Genomic DNA, 23,091 nt, shown 5'->3' on the forward strand with positions numbered 1-23,091 from the left:
CTAAGTCATGCCACCAAATGGGAACACTTACCCCTCGGTAAAGCACACTCAGGGTGAGAAAGTGATAGGTTTTGCCGTCCCACTGCCATCCACAATCAGATATTGGGTCCTTCTCTTTCAATAAGCTTACCGAAGCCTGCAACAGGCCTATCCAGATGCTCTTGCTGACCTTCCCCGACCACAGCCAACGTTGCAAACGCTGGTAGTGTGAGCGAGAATCAGTGGCCGTGTTACCTAACAGTTTTCCCACTGATCCTTTCAACTTCCAAAGGTTTACCGTCTTCTCCTCTAATAGCAATGCCACCATAAGTAGCGTATTCTTTAGCTGAGCTGTTTTCCAGTCTGGAACTACTTTCTTAAATTCGTCCAATAAGTGAGTGTACATGTTGGTTGTTTTAGTGTTCACCTTTACAACAAACTATTGTGCCTCACTTATTCATTTGTACCGTAGTATACTGGAAAAGATAATGATTTCTATTTTTTCAGGCTAATGAGCGCAATTTAATAGTTGAGTTTTGATTATGGCATGACCAGCGTAAGGTTTTCGCCTATTCACAGGTAATCAAGATAGCATTGCGTATAATGTTTGTTTACTGCTCACAAAAGTAATTAAATTTTTTATGCATTTATTAAAACTCAACTCATGGCAAATTGCTATGAGTGGTATACTTTTATGTATAGCCCTTCCTTTATTTTCCTATGGTCAGCCTTCGCTAGATAAAACAGCAACTACCGGTGATTGGGGTAATAATAATACATGGATGCCCACCGGAGTACCCGGTGATGGAGATGTTATTCTCATTCCCGCAGGAGAAACTGTGACTGTCAGAGGAACAGATCATACACTTAATAATGCAGTTATGATTGTTGAAGGAGATCTGGTAATGGAATCAACTTGTTGGATTTGTGCGGATTATGGGAGTTTAACATTTAATGGCGAAAATTCAGGAGTCATTATTGAAGATGGGGGAGAAGTTATTGATGGCACTGCCTTTGGAGGTGATACACATTTTATAGCAGTGCAGGGTTCAAACAGTATGGTCTGGAGACAACTGCTCATCTAACTGTGGTGATATTGAGGGAAATTATACTTCTACAGGGACAGCGACGGCTATGCCCACTACCTTATCAAATCCCATACCCGTAGAGTTAATTTATTTCTCAGGATACTATCAAAACAAATCTGTGTTTTTAGAGTGGGCTACTGCTTCTGAAACAAATAACAGCCACTTTGAAATTGAAAGAGCAGTTGATGGATTTGAATTTGAAAAAATAGGTGAGGTACAGGGAGCGGATAATTCCACCAGGAAAATTGAATATGTCTTCGAAGACCAACAGCTATCATCAAGGATGGGAAGTATATTTTATTATCGTCTCCGGCAAGAAGACTATGATGGACAATACGAGTACTCTAAAAGTATTGCTGTTTTTAATGAAACTTCCGGTGTCTTAAATCTATGGCCGACTCCCTTCACTGATCATATTAACATATTAATCAACAGTATGGCTAGCGAGTCATTGGAAATAATAATATATGATGTCAATGGAAATACATTTGCATTAAACGATTTTGAAATCTTAAAAGGAAAAAATACCCTTGAAGTCAATGATTTAGGAAGGTTACCAAAAGGTATTTACTTTCTGAATATGGGTAGTAAAAACCTTCAATACAAACGAAAACTGATTAAGTATTGAAGGTGTAATACTAAAGCTACTGCAGTAGCAAATAACTCAGGCCTGCGAGTACACCACCGATAGATGGGCCTACTACAGGTACCCAGGCATAGCGCCAGTCACTGTCTCTTTTTTTATGTACGGGAAGAATCTGGTGCATCAGGCGTGGACCTAAGTCTCTTGCCGGATTAATGGCATAGCCAGTAGTTCCTCCCAAAGAAAGACCTATTGAAAAAACCAACAATGCTACAGGTAAAGCACCAAGCGCGCCCAGGCCAAATTCAGTATCACTGGAAAAATCAGCCGAAGTAAATGAAGGAGCGGCAATATATAGCACAGCGAATACGAGTACAAAAGTACCTATAATCTCAGAAATCATATTGTTTAGAGGACTTCTGAGGGCGGGTATGGTGGAAAAAATGGCCAGCTTTGCATCCTGATCTTCAGTAATTTCTACATGTTGACGGTAAAACAGCCAAACCAGTAAAGCTCCGAAAGCAGCACCTAACATTTGGGCAAGAATATAGACGGGTACTTTGGCCCATTCAAATACTCCCGCTGCGGCTAAGCCTAGAGTTACGGCAGGATTGATATGTGCCCCGCTATATTCTGTCACGGTAAAAACGGCTACAAAAACAGCCATTCCCCATCCAAAAGTGATTACGATCCATCCGGCATTGTTACCTTTTGTCTGGTTGAGTACAACATTTGCTACCACTCCATTCCCCAATAAAATGAGCAGAGCGGTGCCGATAAACTCAGCTGTGAAGTTTGACATTTTTGATAAGTAGTTTAGTAATATGAGGTTATTGTATAATCTATTTGAGTATGTATCCTTCAGCTAGCTTGGTATAGGCTTTTACCTGCTGATCTTCCCAGTTTTTATCTTTATCTAGCTCACGTGCAAGAAGCCTGGCAACTTCAGGTGCCATTTCAATACTGGCTCGGGCATTGAGCAGTAAAGAGCGGGTTCTTCTTGAAAGAAAATCTTCTACAGTTCGTGCCATCTCCTGTTGAGCAGCCCATATCACCTGTGCTTTCACTACAGGCAGATCTTTATGGATTTGCTCTCCCAGTTCTGTTTCTTTGTTAATAAGCTTACGAATAGCAATAATATCTGACCCATAAAAAAACAGAGGGTCTTCTCTGTTTACATTTTTTAGCCAGCCATGAATACGCAAATCTTTGGTCTTGGTTTGTCTCTCCTCCAAACCAGCAATAAGAGAAGCTTTGTCAATTGTATCTTCTCCCATCTTGCGATAAGTGGTCCACTTACCTCCAGTAATGGTGACCAGTCCGCTAATGGATACCATAAGAGAGTGGCTGCGTGAAATCTGAGCAGTGCTTTTGCCATCACCTGTACTCACCAATGGGCGAAGTCCGGCAAATACACTTAACACATCTTTACGGGTAGGGTCTTTGCTCAGATATTTAGCGGCATGCTCAAGGATAAACTCAACTTCTTCTTCCAGTGCTTTAGGTTCCAAGCTCGGGTTTTCAACCGGTGTATCAGTAGTGCCAACAATGGCCTTGTTGTTCCAGGGTACCACAAAAAGTACCCGGCCATCCTCTGTTTTAGGAACCATAATTGCCGATTCTCCGGGCAGGAAATCTTTGTCCAGTACGATATGCACTCCCTGGCTAGGGCGGACAATATCTTTGGCTTCCGGGTTGTCCATTTTTATGACATCATCCACAAAGACACCGGTGGCATTTACTACCACTCTGGATTGTATCTGGTATTCTTTGCCGGTCTCCATATCTTCTGCAATCACCCCACTCACCATATCACTGGTTTTAAGTAAACCTTTTACCTTCATATAATTTACCAGGGTCCCGCCAGCGTCAGCGCAAGTCTGGGCCAGATTGATTGCCAAACGGGCGTCATCAAACTGTCCGTCGTAATAGATTACTCCTCCGCGTAGCCCTTCTGATTCTATGGTGGGCAGCAGTTCAAGGGTTTCCTCTTTGGTGAGACTTTTGGAGGGACCAAGGCCAAGCTTACCTGCCAGCACATCGTATACTTTCATACCAACGGTATAAAATGGGCCTCCCCACCAGTCGTAGGTAGGGATGATAAAAGCCTGATTTCTTACCAGATGGGGAGCATTCTTCATCATCAGGCCTCGCTCATGCAAAGCTTCAACTACCAGAGAAACGTCCCCTTGCTGGAGATAACGGACACCCCCGTGGGCTAATTTGGTACTGCGGCTGGAAGTGCCTTTGGCAAAGTCTGCCTGTTCCAGAAGCAAAGTAGTATATCCACGGGAGGCTGACTCTAGTGCTGTACCTAGTCCGGTTGCACCTCCACCAATCACGATAACATCCCAAATCGTATCATGCTCGGCTATGGTGTTGATCATAATATCTCTATCCATCACGTAGGGGTTTTAAATTAGTGCTAATAGCAGTTATAAGAAAAGAAGTCTGAGAAATAAAAATTGTTTATTACTCAATCCAGGATTTTGACCTTCCAATAGCCTTGTCCCATTGCTTGCGCAACTCTTCAGAGTCAAAATTCTTGTCAGGTTCAAAAGTACGATCCATCTGCCACTGATCCTGTATCTCTTCCAGGTTATTCCAGTAGCCTACTGCCAGACCGGCCAGATAGGCTGCTCCAAGTGCTGTGGTTTCCATTACTTTAGGACGCACTACGGGTATCTGCAGCAAATCTGCCTGAAACTGCATCAGTGTATTGTTAGCAGTCGCTCCACCGTCCACTCTTAATTCTTTAAACTCAATATCAGCATCTGCCTGCATTGCTCTAAGCACATCCATTGCCTGGTAAGCAATACTTTCCAGGGCTGCACGAGCAATGTGCCCATCGGTTGTACCACGGGTAAGTCCCAAAATTGCTCCTCTTGCATACTGGTCCCAATGAGGGGCGCCCAGTCCAGTGAGCGCAGGCACTAAATATACTCCACCATTATCTTCTACAGTATTAGCAAGTGCTTCTATTTCAGAGGAGGATTTGATGATTCCTAAGCCATCTCTGAGCCACTGCACGATTGCTCCGGCAATAAAAATACTACCTTCCAGGGCGTAAGTAGTTTTTCCATCAATCTGCCAGGCTATAGTGGTAAGTAGCTTATTTTTAGAAAGAATCGGTTTATTACCAGTATTCAGCACAACGAAGCTCCCAGTTCCATATGTATTTTTGATCATCCCTTCCTGAATGCACATTTGTCCGAAGAGGGCGGCCTGCTGGTCTCCGGCAATACCCCCGATAGGAATTGGTTCTCCGAAAAGCTTAGGATCAGTTTCACCATACTCCTGGCTGCTGGGTACTACCTGGGGGAGCATGGCCATAGGTACATCAAATTTTTTGGTGATCGTAGTGCTCCACCATAGTTTATGGATATCATACAGCAAAGTACGGCTGGCATTGGTGACATCGGTAATATGGAGATGGCCACCGCTAAGTTTCCATATCAGAAAACTATCCACTGTACCAAACGCAAGTTTTCCCTGTTCAGCCTTTTTTCTGGCATCCGGCACATTATCAAGAATCCACTTAACCTTAGTGCCACTGAAGTAGGCATCTGAGATGAGCCCTGTTTTGTTACGGATAGTTTCTTCAAAGCCTTCTTCTTTGAGTTGATCACAGTATTTTGAAGTGCGCCGATCCTGCCAGACAATTGCTTTATAAATCGGTTTGCCTGTTTCTTTATCCCAGATGATAGTAGTTTCTCTTTGGTTGGTGATGCCAATGGCAGCGATCTGCTTTGCTTTCAGATGTGCTTTCTTGATGGCTTGTTTGGCCACCTCAAGTTGGGTTTCCCAGATTTCATCAGCATCATGTTCTATCCAGCCTGGTTTGGGATAATATTGCTTAAATTCTTTTTGGGCTACTGCGACCATTGAGCCCTGATAGTCAAAGATAATGGCACGTGAGCTAGTGGTTCCCTGATCAAGGGCAAGGATATATTTTTCCATAGGTTAGTTGTTATAAGACTTAAACCTTATTCCGGCAAAGTATTAAGATTGTTTTTTAGCAATTTAGCTTTTCAGTGACTAAAAAAAATATTTTTCATAAGGCTACCCATGATACTAAAAATCTCTTAATTCCATCAAAAAAAGGATATTCTTTTTAGTATTTTCAATTATGGGAATAGGCTATCCCCGATTGTTTGTAGATATAAAAATATCCTTAACTGATAAAAAATAAATATTTCTATTCATCCAGATTAGCACAGGATTTGGATAAATTACTTTTATATTGTATCAGGTTTTATCGCTTCTCTTGCACTTACAATGTTCAAAAAACTCGCTATCGCACTAGCATTCTCCCCTCGTTATGAAGCTATCCTGCATGAGTCCAGGCGTTTCCAGGAGCTTTTTAATGCACACTTGGTAATTATTCACATAGGCAACAAGTCTGATGATAAGGAACAACTCCTTGAAGAAAAGCTGGATGAAATCGGCTTTGAGAAAGATAAAGTGAAAGTAGTATGGCAAAAAGGAGAGCCCGCCAAGCAGATTCTAAAAGTATGTCATAAAGAAAAAGTGGACCTGCTGGTAGCGGGAGCCATGAAGAAAGAGAATATTTTCCGTTACTATATAGGTTCAGTAGCCCGTACCATATTGCGCAAGGCAGAGTGTTCGGTTCTGGTACTTATTCATCCTTCTCATCAGCCACAGCCATTTCGTAAGATTGTGATCAATGGAGGAGAAAAGGAAGCTTTATTTGCTACTCTGTCTAAGGGAGTAGCACTGGGTAAAATGGAAAATGCGCTTCAGATCCATATTTTGCGAGAGGTGCGTATGCTGGGACTGGCAATGGCGGTGGCCGGAGAAGAAGGTAATGAGGATGAATACGGACTTACTAAAAGAAAAATCGTTGACGAAGAAGTGCAGAATGTAAATAAGCTACTCAAAAAACTGGATACCGGAGGAATTAACGTTAACGTTAAAGTAATTGCAGGCAAGCCTGAATTTGAGATTGCAAAGTTCTCGCGTAAGGTAAAATCTGACCTGCTCATACTGAGCGCACCCAAACATAAGCTCAACCTTATTGACCGTATCTTTCCTCATGATATGGAATATTTACTGGCCGATCTTCCCTCTAATCTTCTGGTAGTTCAAAATCCCTGATTAGTTTGTATTTGTTTTTTTCTATTATCTTTAGACAGGTACATCTGTTTAGAGCTATATGGAAAAACTTAACCACGCCGAAGTAGTCAGCCTGCTCATTCAACTTAGCCTTATGTTGGGGGTAGGAAGACTTTTGGCTGAGTTGTTCCGTATCTTTAAACAACCTGCAGTTGTGGGTGAAATTATTGCTGGTATCATACTCGGACCAACCATATTAGGAGCTATTTCACCGGAAGCATTTCACTGGCTTTTCCCTTCAAGTGGACCTACTTCAATTGCATTGGATGGCTTTATACAAATGTCAGTGATATTATTGCTGTTCATTGCTGGCCTAGAAGTAGAACTGCACATTGTATGGCAACAGGGAAAACAGGCTTTACTTACCAGTTTGTTTGCCTTAACTATTCCTTTCATTATCGGTTTCCTGGTCACCTATTATTTTCCTGACTTCTTTAGGTTAAGTAGCGATAGTGATCAAAGGCTGGTTTTTGCACTTTTTATTGGCACCACGATGGCCATCACTGCTTTGCCAGTTATTGCCCGTATATTAATGGATTTATCTCTTTTTAAGTCAGGGATGGGTATGTTGATTATCGCTTCTGCAATGATCAACGACCTTTTAGGGTGGTTAATTTTTACTGTAATCCTCAGTATGATGGGTAATAGTGCAGGTATGGCGGTATGGCAGACAATCTTACTTACGATTGGATTTACATTAGGTATGCTCACTTTGGGTAAAGGCTTGATTAATAAAGGATTACCCTGGATCAATAAAAAGATGTCCTGGCCGGGAGGAGTACTTTCCATTGCGATGGCCTTCTGCCTTCTGGCAGCAGCTTTTACAGAGTTTATTGGGATTCACGCAATTTTTGGGGCATTTATTATTGGCGTAGCAGTAGGAGATTCTCAGCATCTTACAGAAAGAGCCAAAGAGATTTTGCATCATTTCATCAATAGCATTTTTGCTCCTTTATTTTTTGTGTCCATTGGTCTGCATATCAATTTTGTCAGCAGTTTTAATCTCCCTTTGGTTGTGGTTTTGATTGTTTTGGCATTTGTAGGAAAAGTCAGTGGCGCCTACATTGGGGCAAGAAGTGGTGGCTTAGAGCGTCCCCAGGCTTTAGCAGTTGGTTTCGGAATGAATACCCATGGTACTCTGGAAGTGATACTGGGAGCAATAGCGCTGGAAGCAGGACTTATTAGTGACGAAATATTTGTGGCCATACTCGTCATGGTAATATTGACTATTGTCACCTCAGCTCCTTTGATGAAGTATTGTTTGGAGTGGCAGGACAAAACAAACACAGTCAGGAAAACAAGTACCGAAAGCTCACCCAATCCTAAATAATTAGGCTCGGATAGCTTCTACCGGGTCCATACGGGAAGCTACTAAGGCAGGAATTAATCCTGAAATTACTCCTACCAGGCTGGAAACTGTAAGGCCTAAGATGATATTTTTGGGAGTCAGAACCAGGACAAGTGAGCCAATAGGAATAAAGGTAATCAAATAAACCAGAAATAATCCTGCCAGTCCACCGAAGAGACTGAGGAAAATAGACTCAAACAAAAACTGAAAGAGTATAAAATGATTTTTTGCGCCCAGGGCTTTCTGGATACCAATGATATTGGTGCGTTCCTTCACCGAAACAAACATAATATTGGCGATACCAAAACCACCTACCAGGATAGAAAAGCTACCAATGATCCAACCGGCGATGCCAATCACATCAAATATATTACTTACTACTTCTGCGAAGGCTTCCGGTCGGTTGATGGCAAAATCATCTTCTTCCAGCGGACGAAGCCCACGTCGGCTACGCATCAGACCAATAACTTCATTTTCCAACTCTTTCAGCCCTTCATCTTGCTCATAACCACGAATACCAATGGTAGAACCTATTCCATACCTGCTGCCACTAGCGTATAATTTTAAAAAACTATTATAAGGAATAAGGCAGGTAGCATCCAGGCTGGGCGTGTCAATAAAATTTTCTCCCTGCTCCTCAAACACGCCAATGACTACAAATTTAAGTCCCTGTACTTTGATCTCTTTACCCAAAGGGCTAGAGTAAGGAAAAAGCGTTTGCGCTATTTCACTGCCGATAATGGCTACATTTCTCGCCAGCTCTACTTCCCGAGGAGAGAAGTAACGGCCGTACGTAAGAGGAGTATCATACACCTGATTATATTCAAAAGACACTCCGATCAGCTGCACATCGTTCATACTGCTGCTTTCGTGCTGGAGCAGTGCGTTTCCTCTTTCTGCAAAAATTGTCAGGCTGGAGGCCAGGGAGATATTTTCCTGAAGAAAGTCAAACTCGGTGAGTGTAGGTTGAGGACGCTTATAATATTTCCACCAGGGATAATTGTCTTCAAAAATCCAGGGCCATTTCTCTACACGGATCACCTGATCACCCAAAAAAGACAGGCTATCGCGAATACTACGTTCTAGTGAGTCAACAACAGTAAATACCGTAATAATCGCAAAAATGCCTACAGTAACTCCCAAAAGGGAAAGTACAGTACGCAAAACATTGGCTTTTAAAGCTTGCCACGCAAAAATCAGGCTCTCAGCAACTAATTTGATAAAGATCATGTTAATCCTATCTGCCAGCTAATTGGTGAATTTAAATTTGAATATGTTACGATTTCAAAACAAATGTGTAACTTTGCGATTTGCTTTACAGGCACATCTGTCTTGGCAGACATATTCCTTAATATAATAGCAAGCTAATTAATTCTGATTACATCTTATGAAATTATCGGCATTTAAGTTTGAACTTCCTTCAGAACTTATTGCACAGTATCCTGCAGAAGTAAGAGACGAAGCACGGATGATGGTGGTGCATCGTGATACTGGTGAAATTGAGCACAAGGTTTTCAAAGACATTGTAGATTACTTTGACGAGGGTGATGTTTTAGTAATCAATGATACCAAAGTTTTTCCTGCCCGTTTGTATGGTAACAAAGAAAAAACCGGTGCTCAGATTGAGGTATTTTTGCTGAGAGAGCTAAATCAGGAAATGCATCTTTGGGATGTGCTGGTAGACCCTGCCCGAAAAATCAGAGTAGGTAATAAATTATATTTTGGCGATGGCGAACTGGTAGCTGAAGTAATAGACAATACCACTTCTCGCGGAAGAACAATCCGCTTTCTGTATGATGGTGAGAATGAGGAGTTTTATAAAATCATTGATTCATTAGGAGAAACACCTCTGCCTAAATACATCAAAAGAAAAGTAGAAGCTGAGGACCGGGAGCGTTTTCAGACCATTTATGCTAAGAATGTGGGAGCTGTAGCAGCCCCTACGGCTGGTCTCCATTTCACGCAACAGGTGATGAAGAGAATGGAGATCAAAGGAGTACATATGCCTCCGATTACCCTGCATGTAGGCTTAGGAACATTCCGCTCGGTGGATGTAGAAGACCTTACAAAGCACAAAATGGACTCTGAAAACTTTGAGATCAGTAAAACTACTGAAACCCTGGTGAATGAGTCTTTAGACAACAAGAAGAGAGTTTGTTCAATAGGAACTACATCCATGCGTGCCTTAGAATCTTCTGTCTCTGCCAATGGACGACTAAAAGCAAATAATGGCTGGACGGATAAGTTTATTTTTCCTCCTTATGAGTTCAAAATCTGCAATGCGCTGGTAACCAATTTCCATCTACCTCAATCCACTTTATTAATGATGGCCTGCGCATTTGGAGGTTACGAATTGATGATGCATGCTTATGAGACAGCTGTGAAAGAGAAATACAAATTTTTCTCTTACGGTGACGCTATGCTAATCATCTAATAAATCTTTCTTTCCCGTGCAAAAATTTGCTGTAATTGTAGCAGGAGGAAGTGGCAGCAGAATGGGCTTATCTACCCCTAAGCAATTTATTATGCTTCATGATAAGCCTATTTTGATGCACACAATAAATACCTTTTACCAATACGATCAGCAAATTCACATCGTACTTGTGCTTCCCAAACAGGAAATAAGCCGGTGGCAACAGCTCTGTGATGAGTTTAACTTTCAACATACTACTCAAGTCGTTGAAGGAGGACAAAATAGAACTGCCTCTGTAAGGAATGGCTTAGAGGCAATTACTGCCCAGGAAGGGCTGGTAGCTATACATGATGGTGTAAGGCCATTAGTATCATCAAAAATAATTGAAAAATCATACGAAGAAGCAGAGTCAAAAGGAAATGCCATTGTCTCTGTACCGCTTAAGGATTCTATTCGCTGGAGGGTAGGGGAAAATAATAAAGCTGTAGACCGTAGCGAATACTGCCTGATTCAGACACCCCAAACCTTTAAGCTTTCATTAATCAAAGCAGCATACAAAAGGATAGACAACCAAGTTATGACTGATGATGCCAGTGTGCTGGAAGCCGGAGGTGCCAATATAAATCTTATAGAGGGGGATTACAGAAATATCAAGATAACAACCCAGGAGGATTTAAGAGTGGCAGAGGCGTTATGGAGCTCCCTGCCTTAATAGCTTTTATGCAGTTTTTCTCTTAAATACTATTAGTATTCATCCTCATTAAAGAAGAAATCTTCTTTGGTCGGATAGTCAGGCCAAATCTCTTCAATATTTTCATAAGGCTGACCATCGTCTTCCAATTCCTGCAAGTTTTCTACTACCTCTAAAGGAGCTCCCGAACGGATGGAGAAATCAATGAGTTCGTCCTTTGTCGCGGGCCAGGGGGCATCCTCAAGGTAAGAAGCTAATTCTAATGTCCAGTACATGATCCTAATCTTTTTCTTTTCTAACTAATTGATTCAAACAATAAAATGTAATAAAGTAATATTGCAAACGAAATCTCAAAAAACATTCTTAGGAAAACAAATTCCTTACCAGTTCAAGAAATACTGTACACCTATAAAATGCATAATTATGTGATTAATAACATGCAATAAAAAAAAGTTCAAAACAACAAATTAAAGAGTAATTATTTCTGGGATTTTAAGTCATTAATTAACTCTTCCATCAAAGCTTTCTTTACAGCCACTTTTCTTTGCTGCGCTTTCAGCTTGATTTGAACTTCCCGATCCATATTGTTATAAGAGCCAGGGGAGAACTTATCCGCATTTTCTTTGTAAAGATCAAGTTCTTTTTCGTCTCTTACGATTAGGTTGCTTAAAAGATTAATTTTCAGGTTAATTTTTTCCTGCACATCAATATTAGTGTAGTCAGGATTTTTGGATTGCACCAAACGATTTAGAAAACTTTTTTCACTGGCCATATCACAAGCCCTGATAAAGTCGGAAGTAATGCTACCTCCTACTTCACGAGGAAGCTTTCCGGTTCTTTTCCACAAAAACCTCAGTCTTTTTACATCTTCTACCACATCTTCACTGTCTTTTTCAGCAAGCTGGTTAGCCTGAGAAAGAAGCTCTTTCTTACGCTCCAGCATCTCACTTACATTATATTCAGAGTTCTGCTGAAAGTCAGGTTTTCTTCGGGGAGAAAAGCTGCTGCCTCCGGAAGAGCGATAACCACCTCCGGGCCGCGAAGATGAGGAGCCGCGGTATCCTCCTCCCTGAGAGGAACGATAGCCACCACTACTTCCACCAGAAGGATACCGGTTCTGAGGTCTGAAGAATTTTCCTGTAAGATACTTGAAGTCTTTAAAAAGCTTACCGTATAATTTAGGAGGGATTTTGCCAATATCACGCCAGGCAGACTGTAACTCTTTTACTCGTTCTTTTGCGGCCTGACGATCATCACTGCGTTGCAGTCCTCTGAGTTCATATATGATATCGTAGTACTTCTGGATACGGTCACCGATCATTTTCTTACGATCCTCAAAGAACTGGTTGCGGCGCTGAAAAAAGTTGTCTAACACCTCAGTGAAACGTCCTTCTATTTCTTCTTCATGCTCTTTATCAACTGCTCCGGTACGTATCCACTTATTTTTAATCTCTTTAAGCTGGTCAGCTGCTTCCTGCCAGTCGGTACTGTTCTCATACACTTCAGCCTCGGCGATAAGTGCCTGTTTAATTTCCAGGTTTTTCACCCTATTCTTAGAGATGATATCTCTAAGCATTTCTTCAAGCTCATCAAGCTTTTCGTACAAAACCACATAGTCGCCCAGTGCATCAAAATTGGCGAGCTGCTCGCGCATATGAACCAGCTTCATCAGGTATGATCCCTTATTATCGGACTCTTCAATGGCCTTACTAAGGTTGTGTACTTTGGTTTCCGCCATAGCAAAGCGGTCCTCAAAATATTTAATGGTCGACTCTTCACTTTCTCTGACCTCTCCGATTTCTCTTTCGGGATATTCAAGAAAAGCATTACGATAGATTTTACCGTCTTTGATAAAACCGTAGGGATTCTTTGACTCCACTTTTCTAATGTTAGTTTAAGATTGATTATTAGCGATAAAAAGCGCTTTGTTAATGCATGTTTTACCCTTTACGATGATAATTAAATTTTGTGCTACGCGCAAAAATATGTTGAATTTATAATTAATTTGTTATTCTTTATCCATAATAACTTGCAAGATATTTTTTTAGTACGTCTTGTAATTGCGCAACACTATAAAATTCTAGTAACAATGAGTAATGAAAAAATCATTTTTTCCATGTCGGGTGTGAGTAAAATTTACCCTCCCCAGAAGCAGGTATTAAAAAATATATACTTATCATTTTATTATGGTGCCAAAATCGGAGTGATTGGTCTGAATGGGGCAGGGAAGTCTACTTTACTCAGAATTATCGCAGGAACAGAAAAAAACTATCAGGGAGAAGTGGTTTTTTCTCCTGGCTATTCAGTAGGAATGCTGGAGCAGGAGCCTAAGCTTGACCCTGAGAAAACAGTAAAAGAGGTGGTAGAAGAAGGGGTGCAGGAGGTTGTAGATTTGCTCAAAGAGTTTGAAAAAGTGAATGAAGCATTTGCCGACCCGGCTGTAATGGAAGATCCAGACGGTATGCAAAAACTGATTGACAAGCAGGCCAAGATTCAGGAGGAACTGGATCGCGTAAATGCCTGGGAGCTTGACAGTCGCCTGGAGAGAGCTATGGATGCTTTGCGCACTCCACCTTCTGATGCAAAAGTAAGTAAGCTTTCTGGTGGCGAAAAAAGAAGAGTGGCTCTTTGCCGTTTACTCCTTCAGGAGCCAGATGTTTTATTATTGGATGAGCCTACCAACCATCTGGATGCTGAGTCGGTGCTATGGCTGGAACAACATCTGCAGCAGTATAAAGGAACGGTAATTGCCGTTACTCACGACCGTTACTTCCTGGATAATGTGGCCGGATGGATACTGGAACTGGATAGGGGAGAAGGTATTCCCTGGAAAGGTAATTATTCCAGCTGGCTGGAGCAGAAGCAGAAAAGATTATCAGAAGAAGAAAAATCTGAGTCTAAAAGGCAAAGGACATTGCAGCGTGAGCTGGAGTGGGTACGCATGACTCCCAAAGGGAGACAGGCAAAAGCCAAAGCGCGTCTCAGTGCTTACGATAAATTATATAATGAAGAAGCCAAAGAGGGAGAGGCCAAGCTTGAACTATTTATTCCTCCGGGACCACGCCTAGGGAGCAAAGTGCTTGAAGCAGAGCATGTATCCAAGGCTTTCGGGGATAAGCTGCTGTACGAAGATTTATCCTTTAATCTTCCTCAGGCGGGCATTGTAGGTGTGATAGGTCCTAATGGTGCAGGAAAGACTACACTCTTCAATTTAATTACTGGAAAAGATAAACCCGATCAGGGGGAGTTGGATCTGGGGCCTACTGTAGAGTTGGCTTATGTGGATCAGGAACATGATGTGCTGGATCCCAACAAAAGTGTGTGGGAAACCATCTCCGGAGGTAATGAACTGATTGAATTGGGTGGAAGGCAGGTGAATTCCAGAGCTTATGTGAGTAAGTTTAACTTTAGCGGAGCAGATCAGGAGAAGAAAGTGGGTAAACTTTCGGGTGGAGAGCGTAACCGTGTACACCTCGCTATGATGCTCAAAAAAGGAGCGAATTTACTGCTGCTGGATGAGCCTACCAATGATCTGGATGTCAATACACTGCGTGCGTTGGAAGAGGCTCTGGAAAGTTTTGCGGGTTGTGCGGTTATCATTTCTCACGACCGCTGGTTTCTGGACAGAGTAGCTACGCATATTCTGGCTTTTGAAGGAGACTCTCAGGTATATTGGTTTGAGGGTAACTTCACTGATTATGAAGAAAACCGCAAGAAAAGGCTGGGAGATACTGAACCTAAACGTATCAAATACAAGAAGATAGCCTAAGGAAATTTATCTGCATCATACAACGTTAACTTTGCAAACCTGTGTAAGAAAACTAAAGGTTGTGGATTAGAAAATAGCTACTAATCCATGACCTTTGAAAGAAAAAGGTGATATGAGAAAGTTCATGTTGTTAAGCGTATTGTTGCTGGTATTTCAGTTTAGCGTAGCCAATCCTCCTTCCGAGTACAGTAAAATTGATGAGCATGCCCGAAATACTCCTGCCAAGTACAATCGTAGTGTAGAAGATTTGGCCCAGTATTTAACCAAGCCTGCAAAAAATGACTTTGAAAAAGTAAGAAGCTTTTTTGTATGGATGTCTGAAAACATCACTTACGATGTGGATTTATTTCGTCGTTACCGCCCGGGATCATCGTTGAATATTACCGCTGAAGATGTCCTTAAGCGAAAGAAAGCTGTCTGTCAAGGATATGCCGATTTGTTTACTGCGCTCTGTGATGAGGTAGGCATCAGCAGCAGAATGGTACCCGGCTATAGCAAAGGCTTTGGTAACAGCAATCGTACGGATTTCAGTACTGCTGACCATGCCTGGAATGCAGTATATCTTGATAATAAGTGGTATTTACTGGACGCAACCTGGGGAGCAGGAGGACTAAATGATAAAATGCAATATGTAGCTTATTTTAATGAGCAGTATTTTCTTTCTGACCCTAAAGTTTTTATCAAAGATCACATGCCTTTACATCCGATGTGGCAGCTATTGGATTGTCCGGTAAGTCTCAAAGCCTTCGCCAAAGGAGATGAAGCTATAGCGCTAGAGTTATCTGCCGGGAAAAATTGCATAGATTACAATCAGCAGATTGAGGCACTGGATGCGTTAGAGGATGCTGAGCGTACTATTAAATTAGCTGAGGCCGCTTATTCATTTAATCCGGAAAATCATGTAGTGATGGCCCGGGGGTATATGGACTATGCGCATCATATAATGAAAAACATCAGTAGAGAACTGAGGTCTAGAGAGGAAATTGAGCATGCGATAAGTGCTCAGGAAGATGCACTTCAGTATCTTAAGAAGGCTCAAGCCTTATTACAAAAAGTAAAAGATGGCAGCGCAGATATAGAAAAAGACTTTGTTGCCAAAAACATTAAACATAGCGAAGACAATATTAAAGCAATGAAATCAGCATTGAAAAGCTAATCATAATGTTTTAGGATGAAGATTTAGCCTCTTAATCTCATTATTTCTTTTAATCACAATTTCAATATTTCGGGCAGATTTATTCAGGAGGTCGTTCACTTCATAAGATGAGCGACCTTCTGTTTTTACATTATTGATCATCACAATCTCATCATCTTCTGCCAATCCCGCCACAGAGGCTGGTGAGTTGTCAAAAACATGCTTTACAAATATCCGGTCTTCCTTTTGATCAGATTTGACTACCAAGCCTGAATAGGCATCTTTAAACTCTTCTACAAATGAATTATTAGGATACCAGTAAGTAATGCCGTTTTTATAATCGAAAGCAATGTTAAAGCGTTTAAGTAGACCATTTCCAATGTGACCTACACCATCCTTAAAAGCTCTTTTTTGATATTTTGAGCGGTTAAGCCGAATTGGGATATTGGTAAGGCGATAATTTCCAACATCCAGACCATCAAGTCTGCCAGCATAATTTTTGTCAATCAGGCCGGTAAATGTCATAGTGTACACCAACTCGGTGCGGCCAACTTTCGAGAAAAGCTTGTATTCGTCTACAAAAGGTGAATAAACGGTGATAGAAGAGCCTGAACCATTATCAATCTGCAGTCTGCCTTCAAGCGTTTCCCCATTAGCAAGCGTAAGGGCTGCATGGATATAAGGTCTTCCTGAAATTAGTTCAACCTTGTGAGCCGTAAAATTTTTGGGAGGCTGGAAATCATTAGGGTCATAAAAGTCTAATGCAAAATTGTCATAATTCACAATAATCACATAATGATCAAGTAAATCGTGACCAATGATGCCATCCACATTTCTCTCCAATACCTTATCCAGATGAGCTAAAGAAAGATGAGAGATACGCACATTATCTACGGACAGGCCGCCGACATTCACCTGATTACGTTTGGAGTAATAAATAAGAGAAGGCCCTTTGGCTGTTTTTACGGATGATAAGCCATCACTTGTGAGTTTAATTCGCTCAGCTTTTTGCTGACTGATCACGGTAGAAGCTGCTCCGGTATCAAAAATAAAGTTGAGAGGATCAGATCCGTTTACCCGAATTTGAATAAAAATATGCTCGGCATATAATTCAAAAGGAACAGATGCCAAAGTGCCTTTAGCAAAAACGCGTGGACCAGAAAACAGACCGCCTAATGGCAATAATAACAAGAAGTATAATCTGGCTTGGGAAATTCTCATTACTGACAAATTACACTGTGGTTTGATTTGAAACTACAAAGTATATTATTAACAATCATGATACCAGTACGATCAATCAACTTAAAATATACCTATTAAAATTGTGAAATAAAACTCTCTCTCATACACATGTTCGGTGGATAGGGTATTTGTCAATACTTTCAGCTGAGAATTGAGAGAAAATATAATTAGGAGTTAACTCTTGACTGTGCATTTAGATGATGGGTTTTGTGATTTATTTTTAACTTTATAGCTATTTAAATCGCTAAGCCGGAGGAATGTTTTATGAAAAGCCTATTCAATAAATTAATCTTTGTTTTACTCCCTTTGATGTTTATATCCCTCCTTGTTGGGGGGCAGTCATTAGATAAACGTAAAGCTATTGATGAAATATTTAGTAAATATCATGAGCATGAAGGCTTTGAGGGGGCAGTATTGGTAGCTGAAAAAGGGGAAATAATCTACAAAAATGCTTTTGGCCTGGCGAACCGTGAGTGGAACATACCCAATCAGGTGGATAGCCGCTTTGACATAGCATCTATCAGTAAGCAGTTTACAGCCATGCTGGTCATGCAAATGTATGAAGAGGGTAAAATTCATCTGGACAGTGCCATTTCAACGTATTATCCTGAGTATCGCTCCGATATTGGTAAACAGGTTACAATTCATCATCTTTTGACACATCGCTCCGGTATTCCTAATTATACCAGCATTCCTTACGTGTGGTCAGACTCTTTGGTCAATCGCTACAATAAAGAACAACTGGTTCAGAAGTTTTGCAGTGGTGATTTAGAGTTTAAGCCAGGTACAAAATACAGTTATAATAACACAGGATACTTTTTGCTGAGCGTGCTTTTGGAGAAGGTGAGCGGTTTGCCTTTTGATCAACTTCTACAAGAGAAAATTCTCATTCCTGCCAAAATGATGGCTTCCGGTATAGATAAGCGGACAAAACTCATCAATAAGCGGGCTTATGGTTATGTCAGGGAATTAGAGTCCTACGAAAATGCTCGCCCTATGCATATGGATAATCTGCAGGGAGCAGGTAATATGTATGCTACGGTAGAAGATTTGTATCTGTGGGATAGAGCTTTATATACGCATAAGCTGCTTTCCAAAAAAGGTATTCGCCAGATGATGACACCCTATAGCGATCCTAGCGATTCATGGATTCCTCCTTACAATAATTCCTACGGCTATGGTATGGGAGTAGCCTCTATTCCTCTTGAAAATAATGAAGAGACTGAATTGGTATTTCATAGTGGCCATATCACAGGCTATAGTTCTTTTATTGCTCGTTTTGTGGATGATGAACATTTGGTAGTGATGTTGAGCAATACCGGTAATGTAAGCACAGCCCGTATGAACGAGGTTACTCAGGAGGTAAAAAATGTGTTGTACAATTTACCCTTTGAAGTACCCAAGCGTTCACTCCGCAGCTCATTGCTGAAGGTGAGTAAAGAGCAGGGTATAAGAGAAGCTATTCTGAAATATTATGAGCTGGTTGAGTCTTTTCCATATGAATATGATGATACAGAAGAACAACTGAGATTGGTGGCTCAAGATTTATTAGCTGCTAACATGAGAACTGCCGCAGTAGAATTTTTCAAACTAAACGCTAAAGTCAATCCTGGATGGCGAACCTATAATACCCTGGGCGACGTGTATTACGAAGAAAAAAAATATGAGGATGCCTCTTATTATTACAAAAAATCAATCCAGGTAAACCCCAAACAAACAGATAAAGAAATTAATGCTTTTAATGCCTCTCAACGAGCCCTCTCCAGCCTGAGCCAATAATTTAAGGATGACAGCCAAGTATATCGTATTAATCATTTACTTTTTAGCGCTATTTGGTATTGGCTTACTAGCAGCAGCCAGGGTAAAAGACATTAAAGACTATTACGTAGGAGGTAAGAAGCTTGGTTTTTGGGTAGTAGCTTTCTCTACCCGTGCTACCGGGGCATCCGCCTGGGTACTCTTAGGGCTTACCGGTATGGGAGCTATTTTTGGAGTATATGCATACTGGGTGGCACTGGGTACTTTGCTGGGAGAAATCATAGCTTGGTTTTTTATGGCAAAACCCTTCAAGCGCCTTACTGATCAATTTGATAGCATTACTATACCCGATTATCTGGAGAGCCGCTTTAAAGCAAGCTCACCCTGGCTGCGAGGAATAGCCGCCACTGCACTTTCTCTTTTTGTGATGATTTATGTAAGTGCTCAGATTGATGCTACCGGCACTGCGTTTGAGACTTTTTTGGGCTGGAACTATTTCTTAGGAGCAATTTTCGGATTCCTGATTGTAGTGGCTTATATGTCGTTTGGAGGTTTTGTAGCAGTGGCCTGGTCAGATGTTTTTCAGGGTTCCATCATGCTCATGGGTTTGCTTACCATACCTGCTTATTTTTTATTTACTGCGGACATAGGGCAAATTACTGCCGACCTTAAAAGTATTGACCCTGGTCTGTTGAATATCTGGGGGAGCGAAGGGCTTACTGCGATAAGCATAAGTAAAATCATAGGCTTCCTGATGATAGGCTTAGGCTATCTGGGCTCGCCCCAGCTTTTTGTAAGATACATGTCTATTAAGAATACTGCTGAAATAGATATTGGCAAATGGATATCGGTGACGCTTACACTTTTTATGAATGTATCGGCGGTGACCATCGGAATATTGGGGAGGTACTATTTAACTTCTCCAGCTGATGATCCGGTAGCGGTTTTAGGAAATGGAGGGCAGGGTGTACTTATTTTGTTAGTTGAGACTTTAATGCCCGATATTATCAGTGGAATGTATATTGCAGCTATTCTGGCAGCGATCATGTCTACCATTGATTCGCTCTTGGTACTGGCCTCCAGCGCAATTTCTCGTGACTTCTATCAGAAGATATTCCATCCCAGTCTGAAAGATGCTCAATTATCCCTTTTTTCTAAGAAGATTACGCTGGTTTTGTCTTTCACAGCTCTTTTACTGGCTATGATTGTGGCTTTAACTTCACCAAACCGCACTATTTTTTGGTTTGTGATTTTTGGCTGGTCTGGTATCGCCGCTACTTTCTGCCCGGTAATGATCTTATCCTTATTCTGGAAAGACTATAACGAGAAAGGTGCTATTGCTTCCATGGTAAGTGGCTTTTTGTGCGTGCCGGTTTTTAAGTTTGTTTTGCCTGAACTACCAGAATATGGTATATACTTTCAAAATATAGCTGAGCTGTTTCCTTCCTTTATTATTTCTATCTTTCTTGGAGTCACTGTCAGCTTACTGACAAGAAACAAGTAATAAATTCATATTCTTTTACATAATATTTACATTTTGATGATTTTATATCAATTTACTTTATGTTGCTTTATTGCATTTAGCTTTTAATAAATTCATTTTTAGTATGGAAAGTTGAAAAAATAGTATTATATATTGCGATTATGATAATTTTTTAGATTATGAGCTTAAAAAAAAGTACCTAAGCTAGATATTTTCATACATATGTGCTATTTTGCATAAAAAAAGTAATATACATAAACATATGGATAATTTGTATTCGTTTCACAGACTATCTCTAGAAGAAAGGACCCAATTCATCCTTGGAAATGGAGTTTTACTATGCAGCCGTTATTTTGCCGGAAGAAAAGTATTTCTATACTTCACTGGTAAATTTTATGCAGAAATATGGTTTGATACGCGTAAAAGTAAAGTCTCAAACATAATCCCTTTTACTACCACCAAATGTTTGAAGCCCTACTTAGAACTAATAGATATCAGTGATGTATTTAAACCCAAGGTAGATTAAAAAGTATCAATCAACTGCTAATCTACCTTGCTCATCATAATATAGTTCTCCATAATCAAGCATTAGGCGAATAGTTTCCAATAGTTGTTGTTCATTTGCAGGCTGTAGGTCAGCGAGTAGCTTTTCGGAAGCAGTAGGAGTATCGGTAAGGTACTTTTTTACCAATGTGTTTAGCTCCTTATATTCAGCCTGACTTAGGGCTTCATGTTGAGGCGAACGGAGATTTTTCTTTTCTACACAAATATCACAGATGCCACAGGCATCATAGCTGATTTCGTTAAAATATTCAAGCAGTAACTGAGTCCTGCAGCGATGCTGATGTTCGGTATAGTGGATTACTGCGTTTACCTTATCTTTATAAATAGACTTTTTCTGCTCAATGTCCTTATTGGTGATCGGTAGACGGTTGCTATCATAACGGGGCGTCATAAAAGTACACTGCGGTTTATCTTTCTGCTCTTGGTACATTACTACTTCCATATCAGCCATAGCACTGAGCAGTTTTCGGATTTGTACTGAAGGAATTTTCAGTTGGCGGGCCAGCTCATTCTCAGAGATACTCACATAATTTGCATACAACTCACCGCCATACAGCCTTTGGAGAGCTTTCGTCAAGGGATCAAATCTGCCATTGGCTACCTGAAATTTATACATCTCGGTATGATCTATCAGAATATGGAGTTTGGAAGGCGTAAAATAGGCTTCATTGAGTTGTATGAGTCCGTGCTCTTCCAATCTTTGTAAGGCATAATAGGTGGGAGCACTATGCAAGCGGTAAGTTTTGATAAAATCATTCAGGTCAAAATCATAACTAGCCATGTTACTGCTGCCCACCGCAATCCGGTAGTAATTGGCCAGATTTTGATAGACCTGCCTGATATGAGCAAGGTCAGGATGGGCGTCTTCTATTCTACGCTCTAAATTTTGAATATCACTCTGATCGTATAATATGATCGCATAAGCTTTTTTCTCATCTCTTCCGGCACGACCGGCTTCCTGATAATAAGCCTCTAAATTATCCGGCAGGTCTACATGTACCACCACACGTACGTCGGGTTTGTCAATGCCCATCCCAAAAGCATTGGTTGCTACGATAACTCTGGTCTTATTGGCTATCCATTCCTCCTGCTTTCTTGAGCGTTCGTCATTACGTAGGCCAGCATGGTAAAAATCGCTACTAATCTTTTGTTTTTGAAGCCATTGAGCAATGGCCTGAGTACGTTTGCGGCTGCGCACATAGATGACTGCAGTGCCAGGAATATTGCGCAAAATTTCCAGCAGCTTTTGTTCTTTGTTTTCCACTCTACGTACACCATAGGACAAATTGGCCCTGGCAAAGCTTTTTTGGAATAGCTTCGCATTTTTAAAAGCTAGCTTTTGTTGTATGTCCTGCTTAACCTCTCGGGTAGCCGTAGCAGTGAGAGCAATTATATTGATATCAGGAAAAAGCGCACGAAAATCAGCGATCTCCAGATATGGTGGGCGGAAATCATAACCCCATTGGGAAATGCAGTGTGCCTCATCTACGGCTATAAGCCCTATGTGCATACGCTTTGCCCGTTCAATAAAAATATCGGTTTTGAGGCGCTCCGGAGATACGTATAAGAATTTAATATTGCCGTATACACAGTTATCAAGATGCAGGTCAATCTCCCGTCTGCTCATACCTGAATAGATGGCAACTGCTGATATTTTTCTTTGTCGGAGTTGTTCCACCTGATCTTTCATGAGGGCGATGAGCGGTGAGATTACGATGCAAACGCCCTCCCGTAGCAAAGCCGGTACCTGAAAACAAATACTTTTGCCACCACCTGTAGGAAGAAGGGCAAGTGTATCATGACCTGAGAGCACACTTTCAATGATTTCTTCCTGCATAGGTCGGAAGTGATCATAGCCCCAGTATTGTTTCAGTATAGCTCTAGCGGACATTGAAAATCAAT

Annotated in this window: 18 protein-coding genes and 1 pseudogene; 10 read left to right on the forward strand and 9 right to left on the reverse strand. The window is 41.1% G+C overall.

Features of this window, described 5'->3' with window-relative positions; genetic code table 11:
• A pseudogene (locus WJR50_RS16735) lies at positions 1–385 on the reverse strand (hypothetical protein); the annotation flags it as partial.
• A gap of 235 nt (positions 386–620) precedes the next feature.
• Here WJR50_RS16735 and WJR50_RS16740 point away from each other — a divergent pair.
• Both WJR50_RS16740 and WJR50_RS16745 read left to right on the forward strand, forming a co-directional pair.
• Complete coding sequence (locus WJR50_RS16740; RefSeq protein WP_341294458.1) at positions 621–1,064, forward strand: hypothetical protein; 444 nt, start codon at positions 621–623, stop codon at positions 1,062–1,064.
• Between the two features lie 49 nt (positions 1,065–1,113).
• On the forward strand, positions 1,114–1,695 hold the full coding sequence (locus tag WJR50_RS16745; protein ID WP_341294459.1) for a T9SS type A sorting domain-containing protein: 582 nt from the start codon (positions 1,114–1,116) through the stop codon (positions 1,693–1,695).
• Positions 1,696–1,711: 16 nt separating this feature from the next.
• Here WJR50_RS16745 and WJR50_RS16750 read toward each other — a convergent pair whose 3' ends face one another.
• From WJR50_RS16750 to glpK, 3 genes are all read right to left on the reverse strand, one after another.
• Positions 1,712–2,452: an MIP/aquaporin family protein gene (locus WJR50_RS16750; protein WP_341294460.1), complete on the reverse strand. Its 741-nt coding sequence runs from the start codon at positions 2,450–2,452 to the stop codon at positions 1,712–1,714.
• 40 nt (positions 2,453–2,492) lie between these two features.
• On the reverse strand, positions 2,493–4,052 hold the full coding sequence (locus WJR50_RS16755) for a glycerol-3-phosphate dehydrogenase/oxidase (protein WP_341294461.1): 1,560 nt from the start codon (positions 4,050–4,052) through the stop codon (positions 2,493–2,495).
• Between the two features lie 70 nt (positions 4,053–4,122).
• Entirely contained in the window at positions 4,123–5,610 is a 1,488-nt protein-coding gene (gene glpK / locus WJR50_RS16760; protein WP_341294462.1) for a glycerol kinase GlpK, read from the reverse strand.
• 318 nt (positions 5,611–5,928) lie between these two features.
• Here glpK and WJR50_RS16765 point away from each other — a divergent pair, with 318 nt between their 5' ends.
• Both WJR50_RS16765 and WJR50_RS16770 read left to right on the forward strand, forming a co-directional pair.
• Positions 5,929–6,768, forward strand: coding sequence for a universal stress protein (locus WJR50_RS16765; protein ID WP_341294463.1), 840 nt, complete (start codon positions 5,929–5,931; stop codon positions 6,766–6,768).
• 58 nt (positions 6,769–6,826) lie between these two features.
• Positions 6,827–8,116 (forward strand): cation:proton antiporter, encoded by a 1,290-nt coding sequence (locus WJR50_RS16770; RefSeq protein ID WP_341294464.1) that lies wholly within the window; start codon positions 6,827–6,829, stop codon positions 8,114–8,116.
• Here WJR50_RS16770 and WJR50_RS16775 read toward each other — a convergent pair whose 3' ends face one another.
• On the reverse strand, positions 8,117–9,364 hold the full coding sequence (locus WJR50_RS16775) for an ABC transporter permease (protein ID WP_341294465.1): 1,248 nt from the start codon (positions 9,362–9,364) through the stop codon (positions 8,117–8,119).
• A 157-nt stretch (positions 9,365–9,521) separates the two neighbouring features.
• Here WJR50_RS16775 and queA point away from each other — a divergent pair, with 157 nt between their 5' ends.
• Both queA and WJR50_RS16785 read left to right on the forward strand, forming a co-directional pair.
• Positions 9,522–10,568: a tRNA preQ1(34) S-adenosylmethionine ribosyltransferase-isomerase QueA gene (queA, locus tag WJR50_RS16780; RefSeq protein WP_341294466.1), complete on the forward strand. Its 1,047-nt coding sequence runs from the start codon at positions 9,522–9,524 to the stop codon at positions 10,566–10,568.
• Positions 10,569–10,584: 16 nt separating this feature from the next.
• Positions 10,585–11,259, forward strand: coding sequence for a 2-C-methyl-D-erythritol 4-phosphate cytidylyltransferase (locus tag WJR50_RS16785; RefSeq protein ID WP_341294467.1), 675 nt, complete (start codon positions 10,585–10,587; stop codon positions 11,257–11,259).
• A 32-nt stretch (positions 11,260–11,291) separates the two neighbouring features.
• Here the strand turns inward: WJR50_RS16785 and WJR50_RS16790 are convergent, their stop codons facing one another.
• Positions 11,292–11,513 carry a DUF2795 domain-containing protein gene (locus tag WJR50_RS16790; RefSeq protein WP_090257868.1) on the reverse strand — a complete coding sequence of 74 codons (222 nt, stop codon included), beginning with the start codon at positions 11,511–11,513 and terminating at the stop codon, positions 11,292–11,294.
• Positions 11,514–11,716: 203 nt separating this feature from the next.
• A complete protein-coding gene (locus WJR50_RS16795) occupies positions 11,717–13,117 on the reverse strand; it encodes a DUF349 domain-containing protein (RefSeq protein ID WP_341294468.1) in 1,401 nt (466 codons plus the stop codon).
• A 210-nt stretch (positions 13,118–13,327) separates the two neighbouring features.
• On the opposite strand from WJR50_RS16795, the gene ettA reads away from it, so the two are divergent.
• Together ettA and WJR50_RS16805 are read left to right on the forward strand one after the other, a co-directional pair.
• Positions 13,328–15,007, forward strand: a complete 1,680-nt coding sequence (gene ettA / locus WJR50_RS16800; protein WP_341294469.1) for an energy-dependent translational throttle protein EttA — start codon at positions 13,328–13,330, stop codon at positions 15,005–15,007.
• 112 nt (positions 15,008–15,119) lie between these two features.
• Positions 15,120–16,163, forward strand: coding sequence for a transglutaminase domain-containing protein (locus WJR50_RS16805; protein ID WP_341294470.1), 1,044 nt, complete (start codon positions 15,120–15,122; stop codon positions 16,161–16,163).
• Here WJR50_RS16805 and WJR50_RS16810 read toward each other — a convergent pair whose 3' ends face one another.
• Positions 16,164–17,363, reverse strand: a complete 1,200-nt coding sequence (locus WJR50_RS16810; RefSeq protein ID WP_341294471.1) for an aspartyl protease family protein — start codon at positions 17,361–17,363, stop codon at positions 16,164–16,166.
• 285 nt (positions 17,364–17,648) lie between these two features.
• Between WJR50_RS16810 and WJR50_RS16815 the strand changes: the two genes are divergently transcribed.
• Together WJR50_RS16815 and WJR50_RS16820 are read left to right on the forward strand one after the other, a co-directional pair.
• Positions 17,649–19,163, forward strand: a complete 1,515-nt coding sequence (locus WJR50_RS16815) for a serine hydrolase (protein ID WP_341294472.1) — start codon at positions 17,649–17,651, stop codon at positions 19,161–19,163.
• Between the two features lie 7 nt (positions 19,164–19,170).
• Positions 19,171–20,646: a sodium/proline symporter gene (locus WJR50_RS16820; protein ID WP_341294473.1), complete on the forward strand. Its 1,476-nt coding sequence runs from the start codon at positions 19,171–19,173 to the stop codon at positions 20,644–20,646.
• 511 nt (positions 20,647–21,157) lie between these two features.
• On the opposite strand, the gene WJR50_RS16825 is transcribed toward WJR50_RS16820, so the two are convergent.
• Entirely contained in the window at positions 21,158–23,080 is a 1,923-nt protein-coding gene (locus WJR50_RS16825) for a RecQ family ATP-dependent DNA helicase (protein WP_341294474.1), read from the reverse strand.
• Positions 23,081–23,091: the final 11 nt, after the last annotated feature.

The organism is Catalinimonas locisalis (assembly GCF_038039535.1).
Taxonomy (GTDB): domain Bacteria; phylum Bacteroidota; class Bacteroidia; order Cytophagales; family Cyclobacteriaceae; genus Catalinimonas.

What these genes read in the sequence shown, in the direction of transcription:
- WJR50_RS16740 (WP_341294458.1), top strand. Translation starts at nt 621, where the DNA reads ATGCATTTATTAAAACTCAACTCATGGCAAATTGCTATGAGTGGTATA.
- WJR50_RS16745 (WP_341294459.1), top strand. Translation starts at nt 1,114, where the DNA reads ATGCCCACTACCTTATCAAATCCCATACCCGTAGAGTTAATTTATTTC.
- WJR50_RS16750 (WP_341294460.1), bottom strand. Translation starts at nt 2,452, where the DNA reads ATGTCAAACTTCACAGCTGAGTTTATCGGCACCGCTCTGCTCATTTTA.
- WJR50_RS16755 (WP_341294461.1), bottom strand. Translation starts at nt 4,052, where the DNA reads ATGGATAGAGATATTATGATCAACACCATAGCCGAGCATGATACGATT.
- glpK (WP_341294462.1), bottom strand. Translation starts at nt 5,610, where the DNA reads ATGGAAAAATATATCCTTGCCCTTGATCAGGGAACCACTAGCTCACGT.
- WJR50_RS16765 (WP_341294463.1), top strand. Translation starts at nt 5,929, where the DNA reads ATGTTCAAAAAACTCGCTATCGCACTAGCATTCTCCCCTCGTTATGAA.
- WJR50_RS16770 (WP_341294464.1), top strand. Translation starts at nt 6,827, where the DNA reads ATGGAAAAACTTAACCACGCCGAAGTAGTCAGCCTGCTCATTCAACTT.
- WJR50_RS16775 (WP_341294465.1), bottom strand. Translation starts at nt 9,364, where the DNA reads ATGATCTTTATCAAATTAGTTGCTGAGAGCCTGATTTTTGCGTGGCAA.
- queA (WP_341294466.1), top strand. Translation starts at nt 9,522, where the DNA reads ATGAAATTATCGGCATTTAAGTTTGAACTTCCTTCAGAACTTATTGCA.
- WJR50_RS16790 (WP_090257868.1), bottom strand. Translation starts at nt 11,513, where the DNA reads ATGTACTGGACATTAGAATTAGCTTCTTACCTTGAGGATGCCCCCTGG.
- ettA (WP_341294469.1), top strand. Translation starts at nt 13,328, where the DNA reads ATGAGTAATGAAAAAATCATTTTTTCCATGTCGGGTGTGAGTAAAATT.
- WJR50_RS16805 (WP_341294470.1), top strand. Translation starts at nt 15,120, where the DNA reads ATGAGAAAGTTCATGTTGTTAAGCGTATTGTTGCTGGTATTTCAGTTT.
- WJR50_RS16810 (WP_341294471.1), bottom strand. Translation starts at nt 17,363, where the DNA reads ATGAGAATTTCCCAAGCCAGATTATACTTCTTGTTATTATTGCCATTA.
- WJR50_RS16815 (WP_341294472.1), top strand. Translation starts at nt 17,649, where the DNA reads ATGAAAAGCCTATTCAATAAATTAATCTTTGTTTTACTCCCTTTGATG.
- WJR50_RS16820 (WP_341294473.1), top strand. Translation starts at nt 19,171, where the DNA reads ATGACAGCCAAGTATATCGTATTAATCATTTACTTTTTAGCGCTATTT.
- WJR50_RS16825 (WP_341294474.1), bottom strand. Translation starts at nt 23,080, where the DNA reads ATGTCCGCTAGAGCTATACTGAAACAATACTGGGGCTATGATCACTTC.